Source organism: Lachnospiraceae bacterium oral taxon 500, assembly GCA_002999035.1.
Taxonomy (GTDB): domain Bacteria; phylum Bacillota; class Clostridia; order Lachnospirales; family Vallitaleaceae; genus W11650.
On record CP027241.1, the window covers coordinates 163,472 to 178,990 of the forward strand.

General features: G+C 44.1%; 16 protein-coding genes. All 16 read right to left on the reverse strand.

From position 1 onward, the window contains the following. Positions 1-221 precede the first annotated feature (221 nt). The 16 genes from C3V36_00860 to C3V36_00935 all read right to left on the reverse strand — a co-directional run bounded on the left by C3V36_00860 (position 222) and on the right by C3V36_00935 (position 15,457). Positions 222-1,493, reverse strand: coding sequence for a hypothetical protein (locus C3V36_00860; GenBank protein ID AVM67938.1), 1,272 nt, complete (start codon positions 1,491-1,493; stop codon positions 222-224). A gap of 203 nt (positions 1,494-1,696) precedes the next feature. Then, on the reverse strand, positions 1,697-2,245 hold the full coding sequence (locus C3V36_00865; protein ID AVM67939.1) for a hypothetical protein: 549 nt from the start codon (positions 2,243-2,245) through the stop codon (positions 1,697-1,699). After that, the gene (locus C3V36_00870) at positions 2,235-2,633 is read right to left on the reverse strand and encodes a hypothetical protein (protein AVM67940.1); all 399 of its coding nucleotides are present in this window, start codon (positions 2,631-2,633) and stop codon (positions 2,235-2,237) included. The genes C3V36_00865 and C3V36_00870 overlap by 11 nt, the downstream gene beginning before the upstream one ends. Positions 2,634-3,323: 690 nt before the next feature. Then, positions 3,324-3,638, reverse strand: a complete 315-nt coding sequence (locus tag C3V36_00875) for a competence protein TfoX (protein AVM70386.1) — start codon at positions 3,636-3,638, stop codon at positions 3,324-3,326. A gap of 116 nt (positions 3,639-3,754) precedes the next feature. Then, positions 3,755-4,300, reverse strand: coding sequence for a phosphopentomutase (locus C3V36_00880; GenBank protein AVM67941.1), 546 nt, complete (start codon positions 4,298-4,300; stop codon positions 3,755-3,757). A gap of 56 nt (positions 4,301-4,356) precedes the next feature. After that, a complete protein-coding gene (locus C3V36_00885) occupies positions 4,357-5,388 on the reverse strand; it encodes a carboxypeptidase (protein ID AVM67942.1) in 1,032 nt (343 codons plus the stop codon). 167 nt (positions 5,389-5,555) lie between these two features. After that, the gene (locus C3V36_00890) at positions 5,556-6,155 is read right to left on the reverse strand and encodes a peptidase S51 (protein AVM67943.1); all 600 of its coding nucleotides are present in this window, start codon (positions 6,153-6,155) and stop codon (positions 5,556-5,558) included. Between the two features lie 415 nt (positions 6,156-6,570). Beyond that, positions 6,571-7,173, reverse strand: coding sequence for an alpha/beta hydrolase (locus C3V36_00895; GenBank protein ID AVM67944.1), 603 nt, complete (start codon positions 7,171-7,173; stop codon positions 6,571-6,573). A gap of 24 nt (positions 7,174-7,197) precedes the next feature. Further along, a complete protein-coding gene (locus C3V36_00900) occupies positions 7,198-7,665 on the reverse strand; it encodes a GNAT family N-acetyltransferase (protein AVM67945.1) in 468 nt (155 codons plus the stop codon). Positions 7,666-7,827: 162 nt separating this feature from the next. Beyond that, the gene (locus C3V36_00905; protein AVM67946.1) at positions 7,828-8,325 is read right to left on the reverse strand and encodes a hypothetical protein; all 498 of its coding nucleotides are present in this window, start codon (positions 8,323-8,325) and stop codon (positions 7,828-7,830) included. Positions 8,326-8,380: 55 nt separating this feature from the next. Continuing rightward, positions 8,381-9,871 carry a glycerol kinase gene (glpK, locus tag C3V36_00910; protein AVM67947.1) on the reverse strand — a complete coding sequence of 497 codons (1,491 nt, stop codon included), beginning with the start codon at positions 9,869-9,871 and terminating at the stop codon, positions 8,381-8,383. Between the two features lie 225 nt (positions 9,872-10,096). Further along, the gene (locus tag C3V36_00915; protein AVM67948.1) at positions 10,097-10,279 is read right to left on the reverse strand and encodes a hypothetical protein; all 183 of its coding nucleotides are present in this window, start codon (positions 10,277-10,279) and stop codon (positions 10,097-10,099) included. A 1-nt stretch (position 10,280) separates the two neighbouring features. Beyond that, complete coding sequence (locus C3V36_00920) at positions 10,281-10,646, reverse strand: molybdopterin oxidoreductase (protein AVM70387.1); 366 nt, start codon at positions 10,644-10,646, stop codon at positions 10,281-10,283. A 166-nt stretch (positions 10,647-10,812) separates the two neighbouring features. Next, a complete protein-coding gene (locus C3V36_00925) occupies positions 10,813-12,066 on the reverse strand; it encodes a pyridine nucleotide-disulfide oxidoreductase (protein ID AVM67949.1) in 1,254 nt (417 codons plus the stop codon). Next, positions 12,053-13,624, reverse strand: a complete 1,572-nt coding sequence (locus tag C3V36_00930; protein AVM67950.1) for an FAD/NAD(P)-binding oxidoreductase — start codon at positions 13,622-13,624, stop codon at positions 12,053-12,055. The genes C3V36_00925 and C3V36_00930 overlap by 14 nt, the downstream gene beginning before the upstream one ends. A 231-nt stretch (positions 13,625-13,855) precedes the next feature. Further along, complete coding sequence (locus tag C3V36_00935) at positions 13,856-15,457, reverse strand: spermidine synthase (protein AVM70388.1); 1,602 nt, start codon at positions 15,455-15,457, stop codon at positions 13,856-13,858. Positions 15,458-15,519: the final 62 nt, after the last annotated feature.

Genomic DNA, 15,519 nt, shown 5'->3' on the forward strand with positions numbered 1-15,519 from the left:
CACCGTAATTATATCCTTTTTTCAGGGCTTCGTCAAATGCTAAGTAATACCGACTGAAATTTTATACCGCCCAAAGGCAAACCGACCCGATCGAAAGATAAAATTTTCGACAAGGTCGGATTATTATTTTCTTAAATTTTTTAGTTGATTGCCCGCTCCCCCCTGAAAATAAGCCTTGCGGTCTGCGGTTAATCGACCTCAGTCAAGAAAAACGGCGTTATTTATATTTCTTGCAGTGATACTTTCAGCATCCTTGGCAAAAAGAAGGTCAAAACCATTCCGGCAACTGCCAGTACAGCAAAGAGCAAATCCGACCGCACCGGATAATCCAGCAAGAAGCCGAACAGCAAAATCCCTAACGGCATCAAAAGCTGAGAACTGGTTCCCATCAGGTTGAACACTCGCCCCTGCATTTTGGACGGAATATTTTTAATCGACCACAAATTAAGCGGAATATTAATCATCCCGATCAATCCGCCCAGCACCGCTAAAAGCGCTGTCAGCATGCCGAAATTAAGCGTATGCGGGAGCCGCCCGTAAATCAGTCCGGCAATCCCCAGCAGCAAGCCAAACACAACCATAATCAAGCGCCATGCCTGATACATCGGTTTATCCATTTCTTTGCGTCCGGCTAAAGTGATGCTGACCGCCAAAAGTCCGGCGGCAAAAGCTGCTTCGGCTATACCGTATTCCGTATCGGTCAGCCGAAAAACCTGAATCTGGACAAAGGGCAGGCCGGCGGTAACACCGGCTATCAAAAAATTGATCAGCATCGAGAAAACCATCAGAAAACTCAGCATCGGGCTGGCTTTGATAAAGTCCAGCCCTTCCTTAAACATCGTCAGCATGCCGCGCAGACCCGACGAAGCTTCCGGCTGCTCTGCCTCGTCTTTTTCGGTTTTGGGGCTTTCCTGAAACATATAAAAATGAATGCCGAAAACCAAAAGCAAAGTAATAATTTCAGAAGCGATCTCCAGCGAAATGAAAAGCTCAAAGCTAAGAAGTTGATACAATACCGCTCCCAGCACCGGTGCTGCAATCATGCAAACCGTCCGCACGATTTGCTTGATCGACAAAATCTGCTGAACATCATCAGCAGCAACCATGTTAACCATTGATGATTCATACGTTGTTTCCAAGAATAAATCCGCCACCGCCAAAATGGTCAGCAGGATATAAATTAAGCTCAGCCGCGGCAGCAGCGCCGCCCTATCCGCCGCTAAAAACAGCAAAATCCCGCTTATACTGCATATTTGGGCAGTGATTACGATTTTTTTATGGTTCAGTCGGTCAATGACACTGCCGGTTACCGGCAGCAAGAGCAGAGAAACTACCGGCCCGATAATCTGGGAAAAGCCAAAGTTCGAGGCCGAGCCGGTTTCCCGCAGAATCATCAGTCCGATACCAAAACTAAAAATTCCGCTGCCTAATTTTCCAAATAAATGACTTATAATAATGTATAATTTTTGTCGTCTTTGCTGTGCTAAGGTCATGATTTTCCTCCTTTAAGATATGCGGCGCTTTCCTTGGCTCTTCGCCAAGGAAAGTCCTATGTTTGTGAGTTTGTAAAACAGCCGAATGGCGTTTTGACGGGATTTTGTTCGTTTATTATGTCAGGTTTAAAGTTTATAATTTCATGCTGCCAACACCGTTTTTACGCTCATTTCCCGCGCAAAAAGATTTCATTTGTTAAGCTTTATTCAATACCGATAAAAACTCTTTCATCGTCCTTTTCATCATAAATATCAACTAATACGCCTTTTTGATCGGCATTGATATATCGTTCCAACTCTTTCGGGTCAACATATTTCATATATTCGGCAAACTCCGGCGAACTGGCCTGCCCGACTTTCAGTGCGCCTTTGATAAACGGTGCAGCCACGCCCAGCGGCAGCCGCAGATTGACAACCGCCTTGCCCTTTTCCTCCACCCGAATTACTAACTTCCGGCCGCTGAACAAGGAAAAGCCGCCTAACACGGATTTCTTTTTGATTTCTTTCCGGCCGCTCTGCTCCGCCGGCAAAACTTCATATTCATTTTCCGATAGTTTCACGATTTCCGCGCGCTGCGGCTCTTCTCTTTTAAATGGACGAATCACCGGCAGCCCGGCTGCTTTTCTAATCTTCTGCTCTTCTCTTTTTTGCTTTTTCTCCAAAATCCGCAGCAACTCCATGCCTTCTTCGGCGGTAATCTTTTTTCGCTCAATCAGCTCCAATATTTTCATTTTTTTATCATTAACGCTCATCTCTATTCTCCTCATCATATTCTTCCAGCAGTTCCATTGCTTCCAGACTGGTAATTTCTCCCTTAGCCAGCCGGTCTAAGATTTTCTCCTTTTCTTTTTCCGGTGTGTCAGCCGCTTCCTCCACCGAATAACCCAGCGCTTCAATCACCTGGTCAAGATTACGCCGGACGGTCGGATAGGAGATACCCAGTTCCTTTTCAATTTCCTTGATGTTGCCCCGTTTTTTAATAAAGACTTCAATAAAATATTTCTCTTCCCTACTTAAATAAGAAAACTTATCCAATTCAAACTCGCCGCTTAAGCTGGTATCACAGCTGTCGCAATGCAGCTTAACCACCTGCATCTTACTGCCGCAAATCGGGCATTTGCCCAGTACTATTTTCGCCATTTTCGCTCCTTCCCTTCTTTTCGATCTATCCTGAATCCATCTCATTGGCCTTGGTTTTAGTTTCATTTCTTTTGATGTTGTTATTATAATCCATTCTCTTAAATTTGTCAATAGCAAAATTAAAAATATTAATATCTAAATTAATTAAATCAATCTTGCTTTATTTTTCTTGTTTTTATTAATGCTCAAATTGATTTGTTTAAGTTTTTTCTTCGATTTGTTTAATCCGTCTCTTGCCCTTGACTTTATTTTTATAATTTATCCCTTCATTTTTTTAAGAAAAATATTAATATCTCAATGCTGCAACTTTCTTTCTTGCCTTTTTCTGTTTCTTGCTCCGCTTTCCCTGCCCAAAGACCTCGCCTGTCTGCCGGTGCGCTTCGTTTTTCTGCCGGCTGCTTCGTTTTTCTGCCGGTACACTCATTTTCTGTCAGCGGCTACGTCTTTCCGCCGGTACGTTTTCTGTCAGCAGCCCTACTATGAACAAAGCCTTTTCCACATACGACAAGGCTTTTTCCAATAAAAAGGCGGCTCTAACGAACGGGAATACTCCCTTCATTAGAGTCGCCTGTTTGGTATCATTGCGATAACTCCGTTATAATTTCAACAATAATTTTTATCTTCTGTGCCTGTTCCTGAAAAACACACTAAAAATTTTACAGCTGCATGATAAACTTCAGTTTATCTTTCTCATCTGGCTTTCGCAGGTTTCTTTTCCGGAAGCTCCGTATACATACCATCCAGAAGTTCCAGAACAAGCGCCGTATCTTCAAATCTATCAAATACATGCATCAGTGTCTTTGAGCCTTCATACGGATAACGCAATTCGGAATCCGCAAGTAGCCTGTCTGATGTCGGCGTTCTCTTCAAAAACAGTTCATTATCGCCAATGTCACCTATCAGCTTACCATTGAGGTATACAAGATATCCGCCCATCATGGATTTTATGACAATATCACCTGCTGCGGAAAAAACCTCACGAACAAATTCATTAAATTCATTCACTATGATTACCTCCTTCAAATTGTCTGCGACAACATCCGGAACAGAATATACTTTTCTGTCTCCATCAGCACTTATTACTACTTTCTTCATCTATGTTACCTTCAAAATTCTTAAATTTATCTTTCATTTTCAAAAATCTCTGCTATCTTTTCAAATGTATTGCCGTTTCTAATTGTAATTTTCTTATAAAAATCTTGCTTCATTAATTTTTTATGGTAGGTAGTTTTCAGGTATTCCGACTCATCATATTTCCCCCAGAATACGGCGTGTTTCCCGACATACACTATTTCATTATGAAATGTAGATTTATCTATAAAGTCAAGAATATCAGATTTATCCAAGTTGCACGAAAAGAATAAAACATCTCTTCTTGCCAGCTCTCCCTCCCACCAGTCAGGCAATCCTGCTCTTTCTTCTAAATACTCTTCTCTAGTGATTAAAGCAAAAGGGATAGAAAAGTCGTAGTTACTTTCTAACACATATGTTATTTTCGCGATACAACTTTCCCAGTTTTGGGCACTACTGAAAAACAAATTTCCACTGTTGATATAAGAATCAACAGCTTCAAATCCCTCATTTAACAATAATTCTTTCAAATCACTCATTGATACTTTATTCTTGCCACCCACATTTACGCCACGCAATAAAAGTATATATCTCAACTAACTGACCTCCACAAATTCTAAGTCGAAGCATGCAAGCATAAAGGAATCATGGTTTAATAATTAAAAACAATCACTTGTTTGTCTATATCCACTTCTGCATCAACTCCAAATGGCATAATGCATCTCGGTGTTGCATGACCTATATTCAAGTTATAAACAATGGATAAATCTTTATTAGAGATTTCTTCTAATAAAATTTTCTTGTACTCATCATAGTATGTTTCGTTTTGAGGTTTTCCAACTAAAACACCCGAAAGTACATCAAATATTCCATACTCTTTTATAGTATTGATCATTTTTCTAAATAAGTCCGGATGAGGCTTTTTCTCACTGGTCTCTAGCAACAAAATTTTGTTTTTCCAATCTTCAAGTTTTGGAAATAAATGATATTTATTGCAAACCGATACTGTATCCTTAAATCTGGAGTTATCAAACACATTGTATATCGGCTCTAAGCAGCCTCCTAAAATCTTTCCTTTAAATATCGGCTTGCCGCTCAACAATTCGAATCCAGTGTTTGTATGCTTTTCCATATCAGTTCCGACCGCATTCTCACTAAAATCTTCTCTTTCCTGATACCAGACATCACTGGGCCGTATTTCTTTTATTTTCCCTGTTGTAATTAGCTCTTCAAAGTATTTTTGGGTATATGGCAGCATTTCATTAGAAAGTTCACATACATCCGGTAAAAATGCCTGTCCATAAAATGTTTTGATACCCACTTTATTTAACATAAAATGATTCATAGTTGTATCGGAAAATCCTAAAAATATTTTTTGTTTGACGGCGCTTTCCAACTCGTTATTTTCAAACAAATAAGGTAACAATCTGTATGTATCTTCTCCTCCGATTGCGCATAAAATCATATCAATTGAATCATCCTTAAAAGCCATTAAAAGATCATTTGCTCTGCTTTCGGGATGAGCCTCTATAAAGTCAATCCCTTTTAGTGCATGAGGCAAGAACTCAATCTCTATACCATATCTTTTTAATCTTTCTTTGCCTATTTTAAGTTCATGTTCAATAAAACTCTCTCCCATCATCCCACTGGATAAGCTGACAATTCCTATTTTTTTTACTTTCATATTCCATCCCTCTCCTGCGTATTCCGTTAAATAAACATAAATTTATCTCTCCAGTAATTTTACATCCTGCGCCGCCCAAAAGAAGTTTTTCAAATTTCACAATTCAGACCTCGAAACACAAAAAAGTCATCCTAAATTGCTATGGTTTGACTTTTATTTCATGATCACTACTCTCCAATTATATTGGATGATTGACCGTCAATGATAATAGCTTGATGATTGTTAATAGGACATATCTTCAAATCGGAAAACTCTTTTAAAATAGCAGCCGTAACTTTCTTAAATGGCGCTGTAAGATAATGCGGCAGGACATAAAAGTCAATCAAATTAAGTCCGTTATCATCCGTTTGTGAATATCCTTCCGGCTTTTCATCCATTCTTTCAATATATGAAATATTTGGTGCACATATAATTGCTCCCGCCGACTCACCAATCATAAGTTTTCCCTTTTCCAACTCTTTCTTTAACAATTCAGCAACACCTGTCTTGCGTAATTGGTCAATAAGAAAAAATGAATTACCGCCGGTAAAATAAATAATATTTGCATCTTCAAAAGCTGACTTTATCGTTGAAAAATCTTCCTTTGAAATATCAATCTCCGTAACAATCGCTCCCATTTTATTAAATAGTTTTCTTGCAGAACCTACATATCCGGTATAGCCTTCATTAACAGAAGCCGTCGGTACAAAAACCACTTTTTTCATTTCAATTTCTTCTTTAATTAAATTTCCAACACCTGCAAAGTGCGAGCACAAAAATAATTTCATAACGATCTCCTCCGAAAATTCTAAATTTGCTAATCTCTAAAATCCGATATTTATATACCGACGCTCTCTAATCACTTTTTGATATCCTCTATTTGATCCATTTGATAAAAGCGCTATTTGATCCGCATAATTTTCATCAACTCAAACTACTTCTTTCTCTTTTGGAAAATACATCCTTATCCATAGAATAAAACTTGTTACAGACATTCTCAACTCCTATAATCATCAACTTCCAATTTGAAGCGCGCAAGCACAAATGAATGCGACCGCGCAGCGGGCATATTCATTTTGCGGCGCTTCACCAGACAGTCGGTTTGGCGTAGTAAAATCCGACGTCCTAAAAGGGCCGCGGCGAAAACTTTCATGCGTAGCATTTGGTCTGGCGGTGAACAACTGGATGATAAACCGGAAGTTATTAAATATTCTCTTTAAACCAGTTATCTAAAAAAGCCATTTGTTCCTCTGTATGAAACCAATGTCCCCCATCTCTCATTGTTGTTAGATTTGCATTTATTTTATTAGCAAAATTTGTCATCGTATCTACTGATATTATATTGTCGTTATCAGCAAAAAGAATATTTGTTGGTATATCCCAATGTATAGTATTCTTCCTAACATAGCTCAAGTATTGCCAAGATAAAGATTCACCGAAAGAAGTTTCAATTTCTTTCTTTAAGATGAGTTCATCTTCAGTTATATTTTCACATTTCATCCTATTCAAAATTATTCTTTCCATATCAACAACTGGCGAAATCAGCATTGCTTTTTCGATAGGCATATCTGATAAAGATATTAGTGAAAAATATGCTCCTATGCTATTCGCAATTAAATAGATTTTATTATATTTAGAAATGATGGAGTTGAAATAATTGATAAACTCAATTTTAGCATCCCACGGGTTTAATGATTTATAATCAAATCCAATTATTTCAAAGTTATCATCAAAAAATTGTTTATAGTGATTAGCTTCTTCTGCATTACCACCCTTACCATGAACATATATAACAACATTTTTCATTCAAAGCCCTCTACAACTTCTAATTTATCGATGCTTTTCTAATCTTATCAACAACTCCTCATCCGGTTCTGTGATGCCGCCTTTAAATGTGTAGCCCATTTTTAAGTAAAAAGGCGTTGCTGTTATGGAGGCTGGTATCTCTATTCTTTTTGCCCGAAGGAAGTATTCATCTTGTTCCAGAGTCTCAATGATTTTTCGGCCAATCCCTTTTCCTTGATATTCAGGGAGCACGAAGATTGTAAACAGGCTGCTTTCATTCTCATAATCCCAATAAGGACCTATTGCACCACAGCCAATGATTCGATTTTCATCACACACAACATAAAAATGAGTCCATTTCGCACGCTCTAAGATATTTTTCGGTTGCAAATTTTGAACACTATTTTCAATGTATTCGATTGTATAGTCTTTGATGTTGACTTCTCTTAACGTTTTAGCAATCAAATTTGATACTTCTTCCGCCTCTTCCGGCAGAAATCTTCTTATAATCATAATATCCCCCAACTTCCAATTTGAAGCGCGCAAGCATAAAGGAATGCGACCGCACAGCGGGCATATTTCTTTTGCGGCGCCGCGCCGGCAGACAAAGAGCACGAAGTGCAGCAAATGCGGAGCATTTGGTCTGGCGGTGAAAACTCTCCGATAATTTTTGCTTTATCTATCACTAATTTCTTTAGCTAATCTACTCTTTGACAGTTTTCCATTTTTAATACGTTTCAATAAAACCAAAGGATTATAACTGTACGATAATCGTATTTTGTAATAGTTTATCCACTCAATTACTGCAAATGTCAAAATAAAAATTGCAAGCAGCATTACACTAACATTAACATAATTAAATATAATTACCGGAGCGCCAAAGCATAATAAAACAAAATCAATAATTCTAAGTATACCATATATCTTTCTTGTATTTGTTCTGGCAAATTGCGGCACAGATAACCTCTTTAACAAAATCAACCAATATATTGAACCTTGAATAAGAATCAAACTCAATACAGTTAAGGGATATAAAATAGAAATCAACATCTTTGTATTTAACAGCCGCTCTTTTAAAGTAAAAAAACATACCCAAAATGATATAACAGCCGCAAGTTCCCCTGTCCATAATTTTGTAAGTTCATGCTTTATCTTATTTTTTGGCAATCTCATGCTTTTCCTCTGCAGCTTCCACTTTATCCCCTCAACTATCAATCCCTGTCATTTATCAAAACTCCTGTGCCGCTTTTACTGCCCGCTGCCAGCCGGCGTACAGTGCATCCCGCTCCTGCTGACTAATCTGCGGCGCAAAGGTCCGGTCAATACTGATCTTACTGAGAATCTCCCGCTTATCCTTCCAGATGCCAACCGCCAGCCCGGCTAAAAAAGCTGCTCCCAGCGCCGTACTTTCCTGATTGACGGTTCGCTCTACCTTGGCATTTAAAATATCGCTTTGGAACTGCATCAAAAAATTATTCTGCACCGCTCCGCCGTCCACCCGCAGCGTATCCAGCTCCAAGCGGCTTTCGGCCTTCATCAAATCCATGATATCCCGGCTTTGGTAGCAGATGGCCTCCAAGGTCGCCCGAATAAAATGCTCCTTGGTCGTTCCCCGAGTCAGTCCAAAAATTGCTCCCCGAACACTGCTGTTCCAATACGGCGCGCCTAAACCGACAAAAGCCGGCACCAAATACATGCCCCCGCTGCTCGACACCCTGTCGGCGTATTCCTCCGTCTGCGCCGCCGATTTAATCATCCGCAGACCGTCGCGCAGCCACTGAACCGCACTGCCTGCTACAAAAACACTGCCCTCCAAGGCATATTCTACCCGGCCGTCCAGTCCCCAGGCAATCGTGGTTAAAAGCCCGTTATCCGAACTGACCGGCTTTTCTCCGGTCTGCATCAGTAAAAAGCAGCCCGTGCCGTAAGTGTTTTTGACCATGCCAACCTCAAAGCAGCCCTGCCCGAACAGTGCCGCCTGCTGATCGCCGGCGATTCCGGCAATCGGTACTTTTTGCCCAAAGAAATGATATTCCGCCGTTTCTCCGTAAAGACAGGACGACGGTTTCACCTCCGGCAGCATCGCCCGGGGAATAGTAAACAAATCCAGCAGCTCCTGATCCCACTGCAAAGTATGAATATTAAAAAGCTGCGTCCGTGAAGCGTTGCTGTAATCAGTAACATGCACCTTACCGCCGCTTAATTTCCATGTCAAAAAGCTGTCAATCGTCCCGGCCAGCAGCTCCCCGGCTTCCGCCTTTTCCCTTGCCCCCGCCACATTTTCCAAAATCCACTGCCACTTGCCCGCTGAAAAATAAGGATCAATTAACAATCCGGTTTTGTCCTTGATTTTTTGCTGCCAGCCCTGCTCCCGCAGTCGGTCACAAATTTCTTCGGTTTGACGGGACTGCCAGACGACAGCATGATAAACTGGCATGCCGGTAACCCGATCCCAAATGACTGCCGTTTCCCGCTGATTGGTAATTCCAATCGCCGCCACATCCTCGGGCCGGACACCGGATTGGGTGATGACCTCAGCCATTACCGCCAGTACGCTCAGCCAAATCTCATTTGCATCATGCTCAACCCAGCCCGGCTGGGGAAAATACTGGCGGAACTCTTTCTGCGCCATGCCTACTACCTGCGCTTCTTCATCAAATAAGATTGCCCGGCTGCTGGTTGTTCCCTGATCAATTGATAAAATATACCTCATGCCCATTCCCTCCGTTTATTGCCAAAGCTCTGTTCCCAAGTTTTTACCAATCGCGCGTTCAAAACGCTCTATTTCTTCCTCTGCGTCTTTGTTCGCCGACCGACATAAAATATCGCTATGCAGACGCGCCCTTTTTCATATTAAATCGCGCCCAAACCTTTCGCTTTCTTCCTCCGCATCTTGTTCGCCGACTAACATAAAATATCGTTATGCCGCCGCGCCTTTTTCATATTAAATCACGCCCAAAACTCTCTGTTTCTTCCTCTGCGTCTTTATTTGCCGGCCGACATAAAATATCGTTATGCGCCGCGCCTTTTTCCATATTAAATCACGCCCAAAACTCTCTATTTCTTCCTCTGCGTCTTTGTTCGCCGGCCGACATAAAATATCGCTATGCAGACGCGCCTTTTTCATATTAAATCGCTTTCATACTGCGGCTGGCCAAAATATCGGCCGGCAACCCGCACACATTTTTAATCACAACTTCCCGCAAATTAACCGGAGCGGTCACTGTAACGCTGTTAATCGCCGCCATCACCTGCGGAATCATCTCTTTGGGGATGCTCTCCGAGGTAATCACCGGCAGCCGCGGGTAGCGCCCGTTTTCCACCCGAACCGTTGAAGTCAGCATCCGCATCGGCATCCGGCACTCCTCGGCGGCATACTTTCTCCCCCGGCCGCAGCGGTTCCCCGCCACCGCCTGCAAATTGCCCGCTTCGTCCGTCCGAACCTGAAGCTCACAGCCAACCGGACAAACAATACAAATAAACTTTTCATCCATTTCTATTCTTTTCCTCCTGCCAAATCCGGCATTTTTTCTCTTTTCGCCCAAGCCAGCACGCCGCCGGACTCCTATTTGAACTTCGCCCTGCAAACCGGCTAATTCTTCGTTGGTTAAGCTCATATTTTTTTCCGCCGGAATCAGAACCTGTGTCAAACCGAAACCGTCAACCGCGCTGCTGAACCTCTATCTGAATTTCGCCCTGCAAACCGTTTAATTCGTCGGCGGTTAAGGTTATCCTTTCCATTTCCGCCGGAATCAAATGTTTCTTCTTTACCGATTTTACCGCGTTTCCGTCTATTTTAACAACCAGTTCCACATTTTCCATCACCCCGGTCACGCGAAAAGAAAAGGTTACATCCGCTCCCTGATTTTTGCGCACCCGCTGCGGCAGCACATAGCCAATCCCCGCACCGGCTACGGCTGCTGCTTCTTCCGCCTGTGCTAAGTACCCCTGCAAATAAGCGGCGGCGCTGCGGCCGGCATGCAGCCCTTCTTCGCTGACAAAATCAACCACGTCATGCACATGCAGCACATTGCCGCAGGAAAAAATGCCCCGACATTCGGTTTCATTGGCTTCATTCACCAGTGCACCCTTGGTTTTCGGCGACAGGCCGAGGCCCGCATTTTGACTGAGCTGATTTTCCGGAATCAGTCCGACCGACAGGAGCAGCGTATCGCAGGCAAAGTCCTTTTCCGTTCCGGCAATCGGCCGGAGCTTCTCGTCAACCTGACTCAGCTGAATTCCGCTGACCCGGTCGCGGCCGTACACATTAGTGACGGTATGGCTTAAATACAGGGGGATGTCAAAATCCCGCAGACATTGCTGAATGTTTCGAGGCAGCCCGTTGGAATACGGCATAATCTCGGCTACACCCAGCACCTGTGCTCCCTCCAGCGCCATTCTTCTGGCCATAATCAAACCAATGTCGCCGCTGCCCAAAATAAATATTTTTTTACCAACCAAATAGCCCTCCATATTCAAATAGCGCTGTGCCGTTCCCGCCGTCCAAACCCCGGCCGGCCGATAGCCCGGAATATGAATCGCGCCCCGGGTTCTTTCCCGGCAGCCCATGGCCAGCACCACCGCTTTAGCCTGAATCTGCTGATAACCGCTTTCGGCATTGGTATAAGTAATCACCTTATCCGGAGAAATATCCAGCACCATGGTATCCAGCCGGTAAGGAATCCGGTATTCTTCTATTTTATCGGCCCAGCGTTCGGCATATTCCGGCCCCGATAATTCTTCCTTAAAATAATGCAGACCAAAGCCGTTATGAATGCATTGCAGCAAAATGCCGCCCAGTTCTTTATCCCTTTCCAGAATTAAAATATCCCTGATCCCCGCTTCATACGCCCCGCAAGCGGCAGCCATGCCGGCGCTGCCTCCGCCGATAATTGCCAAGTCAACCGTTTTCATGCTCCGCTCCTTTCGCCTGTTTGGTTTCCTCCACTAGCAGCGGACTGCGCCCGCTGTCATACAGAATCTCCAGCGGAGAAACGCCCAGTTCCCGGGCCAGCAGCTCAACCACTCGCGGCTCGCAAAAACCGCCCTGACACCGGCCCGAACCCGGCCGAACCCTCTTTTTCACAGCTTTAACCGTTCTGGCGCCAACCGGCCTCTGGATACAGTCAATGATTTCGCCCTCGCTGACCGATTCGCAACGGCAAATAATCCGACCGAAGCGCTCGTCAGCCGCCACATATTGATTTTTTTCCTCTAAGCTCTTGCCGCCCAGCCGAACCGGCGGCCGCCGGTTTTGATAATTTTCTTTCCGCGGATAGCCTTCCTTAGCCCCAATCAGTTCCTCAGCAATATACCTGCCGATTGCCGGTGCCGCCGTCAGACCCGGCGACTCAATTCCAATCGCCTGAATAAAGCCGGGATAATTTTCTTCCTCGCGAACAACAAAATCACCGCTGCTGCCGGTTGGCCGAAGTCCGGCAAAGCTGCGGATGACTTTATCAAACGGGATGTTTTTAACAGTCTTAGTCAGCGCCTGCCGGATAAAATCCAGGCGGCTCCGCTCCGTGCCGACATTTTCTTTATCGGTTATTTCCTCCGAATCCGGCCCGAGCAGGACATTATCATGAATCGTCGGAATTGCCAGAATCCCCTTGCCCAGCTTAGACGGCACCGGATAGATCGGCCGGCTGACCAAGGGCTGAATCGCATTATCCAGCACAAAATATTCCCCCCGCCGCGGCGTAATCCGAAACTCGGCCGCCGGCGCAAGCAAGCGGTAAATATCATCGCCGTGCACTCCCGCGCAGTTGACTACATAGCGGCTGCGCCGGATATTTTGTTGCCCGTCCCGCTCCGTCGTCACTTCGTAATGATCTTCCATCCGCTTAATGGCGGTTACTCTTTCATTCAGCTCTAATTCGCAGCCGTTTAAAACCGCTTCCTCCATCAGTCCCAAGGTAATCTCCCACGGATCAACCACGCCGGTGCTCGGCAAAGACAAGACCCGGATTACCTGATCGCTTAAGTTTGGCTCCAGCTTTCTGGCGGCTTCCCCATCCATTTCTTGGCAGGGGATTCCGCGATCGGCGGCCTGCTGTTTTAGCTGTTTTAAAGTTTCCGTTTCCTCGGTACTCACCGCCACCACAAAAGCACCGGTCTGCCGGTAAAGGACATGCAGATGGCGGCACAATTCCGGGTACATCCGATTGCCTTCCACATTAAATCTGGCTTTTAAGGTGCCCGGATGCGGATCATGCCCGGAATGAACGATGCCGCTGTTGGCAATTGACGTTCCTTCCGCCACGTCATTTTCCTTCTCCAAGACCGTTACTTTGCAGTCGTAGTGCGACAGGTAATAGGCAACTGCCGCTCCAATCACCCCTGCGCCGATTACCGTAACATCAATCATTTTTTCTTTCCTTTCCGCAGAAAATAATATAAAAAGACGCAAAACAAGCCTTTTCTTATTTTTTGCGTCTTTCCGTTCTCTTGACGATTTCACTGAATCCATAAAAAGTCTATTAACTTGTCTTTATTATAGCATTTTAAGCGGCAATGTCAACTAAAAGATGATTTGCTTTTTACACTATTATTTCACTATTTTTTCACTAAAATTTCACTATTTCCGATTTTAAAAACTGACCCCAACCTTCTTCGTTATTCCATCATCCGATGAAAACTTAAGCACAAAAAAAAAGCCTGTTTCTGTACTGCCGCCAGAAAAGAAGCTCCCCGAAGCCCTCTAAAACGCCTCCAATACCCCCTTAATGCCCTTTTCCTGATAAATGCCCTTGTAATAAGCAGCCTCTTCCTGAATCAGCCGGTCAATCACTCTCATACCCAGCAGCTCCACCGGCGCTTTGTCATCGGTTAAAATATAATTCCCCGCCTGATAATCCGTACAGCCATCAGCCACCTTTTCCATCAGCGCCTTTAGTTTAGGATTTTCCAGCGCTTTTGCCTTTTCCGCCAGCTCTTCCGCCAAAGAAGTATTATCCGAAACAAACAGAACCCGGTTCGTGATTCCCGGCACATTCACTGCCTTGACACAGGCAAAAAGCGAAGCAACCGTATCCGCCAGATATTCATTAATGTTGCCGGGCTCCGTTCCCCGCATATTCATATTGACGATCATGACACCGTTTTCATTCAAATGTGTTTTAACCAGTGAAAAAAACTCAACCGACGACATCTGAAAAGGAATCGTAATGTCCTGATAAGCATCGACCAAAATCAAGTCATAGCTTTGCCGGTCGGCGTTTAAATACGCCCGGCCGTCATAGGTGGTTACCTTGATATCCTCGGGCAGAGCAAAATAATCGCGCGCTAATTTGGTAATCTTATCGTCAATCTCCACCCCCTCGACCGTAATGCCGGGATAAAAATGCCGGCATTGCAGAGCGTAAGTGCCCGTGCCCATGCCCAAAATCAAAACCTTCAGCTCTTCCGGGCGCTTACCGGCTACCATCAGCGGCCCAGCCAGCGCGTAATCATAATAAAGCCCGGTCAGTTCCTCCTCTTTCATATAAACCGACTGCACGCCGATCAAAACATTGGTGGATAAAATCACCTGCTGGTCGTTTTCTTTAACCTGCAAATAATTATAAACCGACTCGCCCTCATATAAGAGATTGGTTTCCCAAAAAGCAAAGGAATCCGAATAGCCCAAAGCACAGCACAGCATAAAAACTACGGCCGCAAGCGCCAGTTTGCGCCGGCCCCGCCGAACACTGATAAAATAAATCGCCGCCAAAACCAGTAAAATTCCGGCAAACAGCAAAAAGGTAATCGACGTGCCCACCGCCGGAATGGTTACAAAGGTCGGCACAAAGGTGCCGATAATGCTGCCGATGGTATTGTATGCTCCCAGTGCGCCGACAACTTTGCCGTTTTCAGCCAGACTATCGGTTGAATATTTGGCCAGCGACGGTGTCACCGTTCCCAGCAAAAACAGGGGAAAAACAAAAATAATCATACAGGCGGCAAAGGCGGCAATCATTAAAAAGCCGCTGCTGACGGTAAAAATCAAAAGCGCCGACACCGCTAAAATAACATACTTGCCCGCTGCCGGAATCAGCGCAATCCAAATCCCGGCCAGCACAATCCGGCCGTACAGCTTATCCGGATTAGGGTTCCGGTCAGCGCTCCGGCCGCCGTAGACATTGCCCAGCGCCATAGCAATCATAATCGTACCGATAATAATCGTCCAAACAATTTGCGATGAACTGAAATACGGCGCCAACAGCCGGCTGGCCCCCAACTCCACCGCCATCACGGACATACCGGCAAAAAACTCGGTTAAATATAAAAAGGTTTTATTTCTTAGTATTTTCTCTTTTTCCATGAGTTTACTCCATTTGCTTGCAGCGCTCATCCGGCAATTTTTACTGCCTTTCAGATTCTCAG

Coding starts and splice junctions, on each gene's coding strand:
- C3V36_00860 (AVM67938.1), bottom strand. CDS start 1,493: ATGACCTTAGCACAGCAAAGACGACAAAAATTATACATTATTATAAGT.
- C3V36_00865 (AVM67939.1), bottom strand. CDS start 2,245: ATGAGCGTTAATGATAAAAAAATGAAAATATTGGAGCTGATTGAGCGA.
- C3V36_00870 (AVM67940.1), bottom strand. CDS start 2,633: ATGGCGAAAATAGTACTGGGCAAATGCCCGATTTGCGGCAGTAAGATG.
- C3V36_00885 (AVM67942.1), bottom strand. CDS start 5,388: ATGAAAGTAAAAAAAATAGGAATTGTCAGCTTATCCAGTGGGATGATG.
- C3V36_00890 (AVM67943.1), bottom strand. CDS start 6,155: ATGAAATTATTTTTGTGCTCGCACTTTGCAGGTGTTGGAAATTTAATT.
- C3V36_00895 (AVM67944.1), bottom strand. CDS start 7,173: ATGAAAAATGTTGTTATATATGTTCATGGTAAGGGTGGTAATGCAGAA.
- C3V36_00900 (AVM67945.1), bottom strand. CDS start 7,665: ATGATTATAAGAAGATTTCTGCCGGAAGAGGCGGAAGAAGTATCAAAT.
- C3V36_00905 (AVM67946.1), bottom strand. CDS start 8,325: ATGAGATTGCCAAAAAATAAGATAAAGCATGAACTTACAAAATTATGG.
- glpK (AVM67947.1), bottom strand. CDS start 9,871: ATGGGCATGAGGTATATTTTATCAATTGATCAGGGAACAACCAGCAGC.
- C3V36_00915 (AVM67948.1), bottom strand. CDS start 10,279: ATGAAAAAGGCGCGTCTGCATAGCGATATTTTATGTCGGCCGGCGAAC.
- C3V36_00920 (AVM70387.1), bottom strand. CDS start 10,646: ATGGATGAAAAGTTTATTTGTATTGTTTGTCCGGTTGGCTGTGAGCTT.
- C3V36_00925 (AVM67949.1), bottom strand. CDS start 12,066: ATGAAAACGGTTGACTTGGCAATTATCGGCGGAGGCAGCGCCGGCATG.
- C3V36_00930 (AVM67950.1), bottom strand. CDS start 13,624: ATGGATTCAGTGAAATCGTCAAGAGAACGGAAAGACGCAAAAAATAAG.
- C3V36_00935 (AVM70388.1), bottom strand. CDS start 15,457: ATGGAAAAAGAGAAAATACTAAGAAATAAAACCTTTTTATATTTAACC.